Here is a 4,969-nt window from a genome sequence, read left to right on the forward strand (position 1 = left end):
AGCCACTTTCGGGACGTCTGATGTCCCGAAAGTGGCTTTCGCGACGCTTCCGAGCCGCCGCCACCCCGGAGACTGCATGGCCCTGGGGTGAAGGGGACTTTCCGCGCGTGTGATGAGGGAAACGTCCCCTTCGCCCTGCCAGTCGCCGCCGCCGAGCACCGGTCCGTGAAGGCCTCCTTGAGGGACCCAGGGTCCCTCAAGGAGGCCTTCACGGACTTGGTACCTGACAGGACACCTTGGCCATATCCGGGCAGGCATGCCGAGAGGCCCGTCGCCGGTGTGGGTGGCGGGCTCCTCGGGTCATGCGGGGAGTTCAGGCGCGGTTGAGGGTGTTGCGCCGGATCCGTTGTAGCGGGTCCAAGTACTGGGGAGGGATGAATTCCGGGAGTCCGTCGGCTGCCATGCGGACGTGCCAGTCACCGTGGTGGATCAGCCGGTGATGAAAACCGCACAGCAGCACCAGGTTCCGGAGATCGGTCGGTCCGCCGTCCGCCCAGTGCTCGATATGATGAGCGTGACAGTTCTTGGGTTTCCGGTGACAGCCTGGGAACGCACAGCCCCGGTCCCGGATGTTGAGCGCCCGTCTCTGGCCTGGGGTGACGAACCGCCGTAACCGTCCCACATCGAGGGGTTCACCAGCGGCGTTCATCACCACGGGCAGCATCAGGCAGTCGCACGCGGCCATCCGAGCCTCGCGGGCGGTCATGGTCCCGACGAAGTCGAGGCAGGCTTTCCCGATCCCGGTCTTCAGCTCTTCCAAGCCGATGGTCACGTGCACCAACGTCCGATACCCGCTCGTGCCAGGCTGATCAGGACACGCGATCGCCAAGTCAAGGAGCTCGGCCCACGCATCGCCCAGGCGTTCACACTTCATCCGCAAGTCAGCCTGGCCGAACTCGTCCACCGGGCGAGGCTTCGCGTACGCCTCCAGTGCGGCGGCTGTCCGAGCCCCCAGCTCGTCATCCAGCAAGCCGGTGAGTTTCCAGAACCCATCCCGACGGCGCTCCAGGGTGATTTCGCGGCGTGGCTGCTTCGGCTCGGGTTCTTTGGGTTCGTTCCCGTCGGGATCCAGCCAGCCGAGGATGTCCTCGGCGGCCTTCGTCACCTGCCGGGGACCAGCGCCACGGCCCAGGTTCCCGAGGATCTTCTCCGCACTCTCCCGATCCTCCACCGACGTGTCCGCAGGGATCTTCCCCAAGATCTCCAGGATCTGGTCGATCCGTTCGTCCCCGATCATGCCCTCGGCGGCCGCCGCACCGGTAGTGGGAGCAAAGGCGGGAACCTCCGTGCCATCCAAAGCACGAGTCGGATTCAACGCGATCGCCCGCTTCACCACCGACTGCGCCTCACCCCGAGACAGCCCAGCCACATCAGCAAACCACGCCGCCGTCGACCCATAGCCATACAAGTCTTTCGAACCCCGAGACTCGACCTCCGCCAGGAATTGCCCCAGAGCGGCGGACGCGACCCGCATCAGCTGCAGGAACTGCTGCACGCCATGCGCAAGCTCCAGCTTGCCGGCACGCCACAACTCCTGCGGCAACTCGGGAAGAAAGGTCTCGGACACACCTCAATAATACACCAAACCATCGAACACGCGTTCGTAATTTTAGGTCACCGTCAACTGGCATATTTCCCACTGACGAGTGAATTAAAGGCCTTGTCATGCTGAGACCTTTACGTCCGTCGTGGCGCATCTCCCGGCGGATGCAGAGACAGCGAAACCAGCGCAGTGCCGATCACCGAGACACAGCAATCAAACCGCAGAAAACCCCTAAACCGAAGCCGCCGCCCGCACCCGCGCAGGAAGCCGGAACGCGGCGACAACACCACCGACCGCAACAAGAAGAATGAACCCGAAAACGACACCGAAAGCCAAGACCGGCCTCGCCGCGAGCGCCGCCAGGATCGCGCCGGTCACCGCCACTCCCGCCACCGCGCCCACCTGCCTGACCGTATTGAACAGACCCGAAGCGCCACCTGCCGCGTCCGGATCCACGGAAGCCATCGCGATGGCGGAAAGCGGCGACCAAGCCATGGCGTTGGCGGCTCCCAGAAGCGCGGCTCCCACCGTTATCCACCAAGGATTCAGGCCCGACACGACGACAAGACCCATGAGCAGCAAGCTCACCGCGAGCAGGCTCATGCCGAGTATCGCCGGTCGGCGCCCGCCCACCCGGTCGACCCAGCGGCCGGCCGGGGGCGACAGCAGGATCGCGACGACGGCGTCCGGAGCGAGGGCCACGGCGGCTTCGAAAGGTCCGAAACCGCGTTCTTCTTGGAGGTACAGCATGATGGGGAGCGCCATCGCGAGGACAGTCGCACCGAGAGACGCCATCGCGATGCTCGCGTTCAGATACCCGGACGAGCGATAGAGCCGAAGTGGTGCGAGCGCGTCCGCGCCTTGGCCTCGTTCTCGAATCCAGAAACCGACGAGCAGCGCGACGGCGATCGCCGCGGCGGGCAACGACAGCGCGTCCCAGGACAGCAGAGCCCACACCAGAAGAGTCAAGCCCGCCGTGCTCAGCGCGGCACCGATCAGGTCGAACCGGGCGACACCGCCGGGGCTGCCCGGAATCAGGCGGATTCCCATGACGACCGCGATGGCGCAGAGGGGAACGTTGACCAAGAAGATCCAGCGCCAGTCGAGGCTCGCCGTCAGCAGCCCACCCAGGATCGGTCCGAGCAACGTGGCAGCGGCGGCGACGGAACCCCAGATGCCGAACGCGCGACCCTGCTCGTCCTCGTTGAACAGCCGCCGGATCAGCGTCAGTGGTTGAGGGGACATCGCGGCCGCCGCCAGGCCTTGCAGGATCCTGAAGGCGATGAGCCACTCGATCGTGGGCGCGAGCCCGCACAGCGCGGAGGACACCGCGAAGGCCGCCATGCCGACCAGGTAGACGCGCCTCGGATCGAAGAGGTCGCCGAGCCGCCCGGCGACCAGCAGCGGGACCGAGAACGCCAGCAGGTAGCCCGCCGTCACCCAGAACAGCGCGGCGACATCCCCGCCGAGGTCGGCCTGGATCCTCGGGCTCGCCACAGCGACGATCGTCGTGTCGAGCAGGAGCACGAAGAATCCCGCGAGCAAGGCTACGAGACCACCCCATTTGGAAGCCGCTCCACCCAGTGCGCGCATACCGATCACGATAGGGCCACGGATGCCATCTGCGGTAACAAGGTCCGGCCACCTCGCGAGTTGTAAGCCGAGAGGCTGCGCTGCGCCAGCTGCGGCGACGGACTCGGCGCGGGCCCCACCGGCTGCGGACAATGCGATCAGGCCAACGGGTTCCGGTTCGCGGCGATCGAGACCGACAGGCCGGCGACGCCGCCGGGGACCGAGCACGGGCTCCGTGTCGCCACCGCCGTCGCCCGCACCCGGCACCGCTACGGTGCGCGGGCCAGGTGCGGCTTCGAACTCGGGCTTCCGGGTCTCCTCGCCGGTGAACTGCCCAGTACGGCCCAAGCGCAGGCGTACCGGGCAGCGATCAACAAGCTCACCGAAGAGGAATGCGAACTCGTGACCTCCTTCGAAGAGGTCGCCGAGGTCAGTAGTCGTCGCGTCCGGTGAACTGCTGTTCCAACAGCTCCGCCGAACCGGCGACGAGTTCGAGTGGGTCGGTGAACTCGTTGATGTCGAGGTTCACCAGCGGCAAGGAATGGCGCAGCACCAGGTGGTCCCCCATCACCACCAGTCCCCCGACGACGATCGTGTTGCCGATCTCGGTCAGCACGGTCGCCAGGTCGACCTCGTCGACCCGCGCGAACGGCGTCGCGATCTGCACCCAGTCCTCGCGGCGGTCGAAGATCTCCCGAGCGATGACCACGGTCTGGGCCCGCTCCTCGAAATCGTCGTCGCCGTAGGACAACCGGATGCGAATTTCGTCCGGTTCGTCCTTAACCACCCGATATTCGTGCCGTACGAACGCGACCAGATCGGCCCATTCCGCCATGAATTCAGTCTCCCTCGCAGTCGAAGATCAAGACTAGCGACTACAAGGGTCGAGACACCGGGCGCGGCCCGACATCACCCGGACAGCGGCGGCCCGTACGTGTTCCGACACCGAAACTTTAGCCCTGTGGAGTGAATCGAGCGCGCGATGACCAAATCAACAGAGGTTTCAATGTCGCTCACGAACGGCCGCCCGCGTCTCTCTTCGATCTTGTTGTAATCTCCTCCGGCATATTTTCGACAGGGGAGACAATGTGACGAACAACGACCATGTCAAGTCCAAAACCGACCGGGCCGGAAAGACCTCGGATCCAGCCGTGACCGCGGCGCTTGTCAGTCGACGCGGAGCGATTATGGCGGCCGCGATAACCGCGGTGTTGGGCCTGGTCGGCGCGATAGTCGTGGCACTCATCAACACCGGCTCACAACCGGCGAAAGGCGCCGAAGCCCAAGGTTCGCCGTCCACGTCCGGGTCGTCGTCGCAAGCCGCCTCCGGCACGCAACCGCAGGAGGACAAGCCTGCCGAAGGTGTCCCCGAGCAGGTCAAGATCGATGCGGGCACGGGGGCCGACCTCGACGGATCCCGCGTCGCCCCGGTCTCCGCCACGGGGCCCAGTGGCGATATCGACCTCTTCTACGACGGAGGCAATCTGACGTCCAATCGTTCGGGCTTGTTCTACTACTACGGAACCGAGCAGGAAGCCAAAGTGGCATGTCCGAAGATCGTTTCCGAGGGAAAAGACGTGGTCCCGGGGCCGGAGGTGATTTCGACCGGCGGGAAACATTGCTTGAGGACGTCCAAGGGGACGGTCGGCTGGATCGGCGTCAATGACGTCAAGATCGACGACAATTCCGGCTACATCGTGCTCAATTACAAGCTTTTCCGCTAGTCGGATGCTTTCTCGCGAACGAGAGTCGGGGGGGGACCCGAAGGGGGGCCAGGAGGCCAGGAAATAGGGTTTTGGGGGACCCCCCCCCCCCCCCGGGGAAAACCCCCGCCGGCCCCCCCCCCCCCCCGGC

4 protein-coding genes are annotated in these 4,969 nt (G+C 65.4%); 1 reads left to right on the top strand and 3 read right to left on the bottom strand.

What is annotated here, in order from left to right; genetic code table 11:
* Positions 1–313 precede the first annotated feature (313 nt).
* The 3 genes from ACFWMR_RS36060 to ACFWMR_RS36070 all read right to left on the bottom strand — a co-directional run bounded on the left by ACFWMR_RS36060 (position 314) and on the right by ACFWMR_RS36070 (position 3,950).
* Complete coding sequence (locus tag ACFWMR_RS36060; protein ID WP_378381639.1) at positions 314–1,567, bottom strand: DUF222 domain-containing protein; 1,254 nt, start codon at positions 1,565–1,567, stop codon at positions 314–316.
* A gap of 207 nt (positions 1,568–1,774) precedes the next feature.
* Positions 1,775–3,136 (bottom strand): MFS transporter, encoded by a 1,362-nt coding sequence (locus tag ACFWMR_RS36065; RefSeq protein ID WP_378381640.1) that lies wholly within the window; start codon positions 3,134–3,136, stop codon positions 1,775–1,777.
* A 409-nt stretch (positions 3,137–3,545) separates the two neighbouring features.
* A complete protein-coding gene (locus tag ACFWMR_RS36070) occupies positions 3,546–3,950 on the bottom strand; it encodes a hypothetical protein (RefSeq protein WP_093935809.1) in 405 nt (134 codons plus the stop codon).
* A 253-nt stretch (positions 3,951–4,203) separates the two neighbouring features.
* Here ACFWMR_RS36070 and ACFWMR_RS36075 point away from each other — a divergent pair, with 253 nt between their 5' ends.
* Positions 4,204–4,839: a hypothetical protein gene (locus ACFWMR_RS36075; protein ID WP_378381641.1), complete on the top strand. Its 636-nt coding sequence runs from the start codon at positions 4,204–4,206 to the stop codon at positions 4,837–4,839.
* Positions 4,840–4,969: the final 130 nt, after the last annotated feature.

This window comes from Amycolatopsis thailandensis (assembly GCF_042723255.1).
Classification (GTDB): Bacteria; Actinomycetota; Actinomycetes; order Mycobacteriales; family Pseudonocardiaceae; genus Amycolatopsis; species Amycolatopsis thailandensis.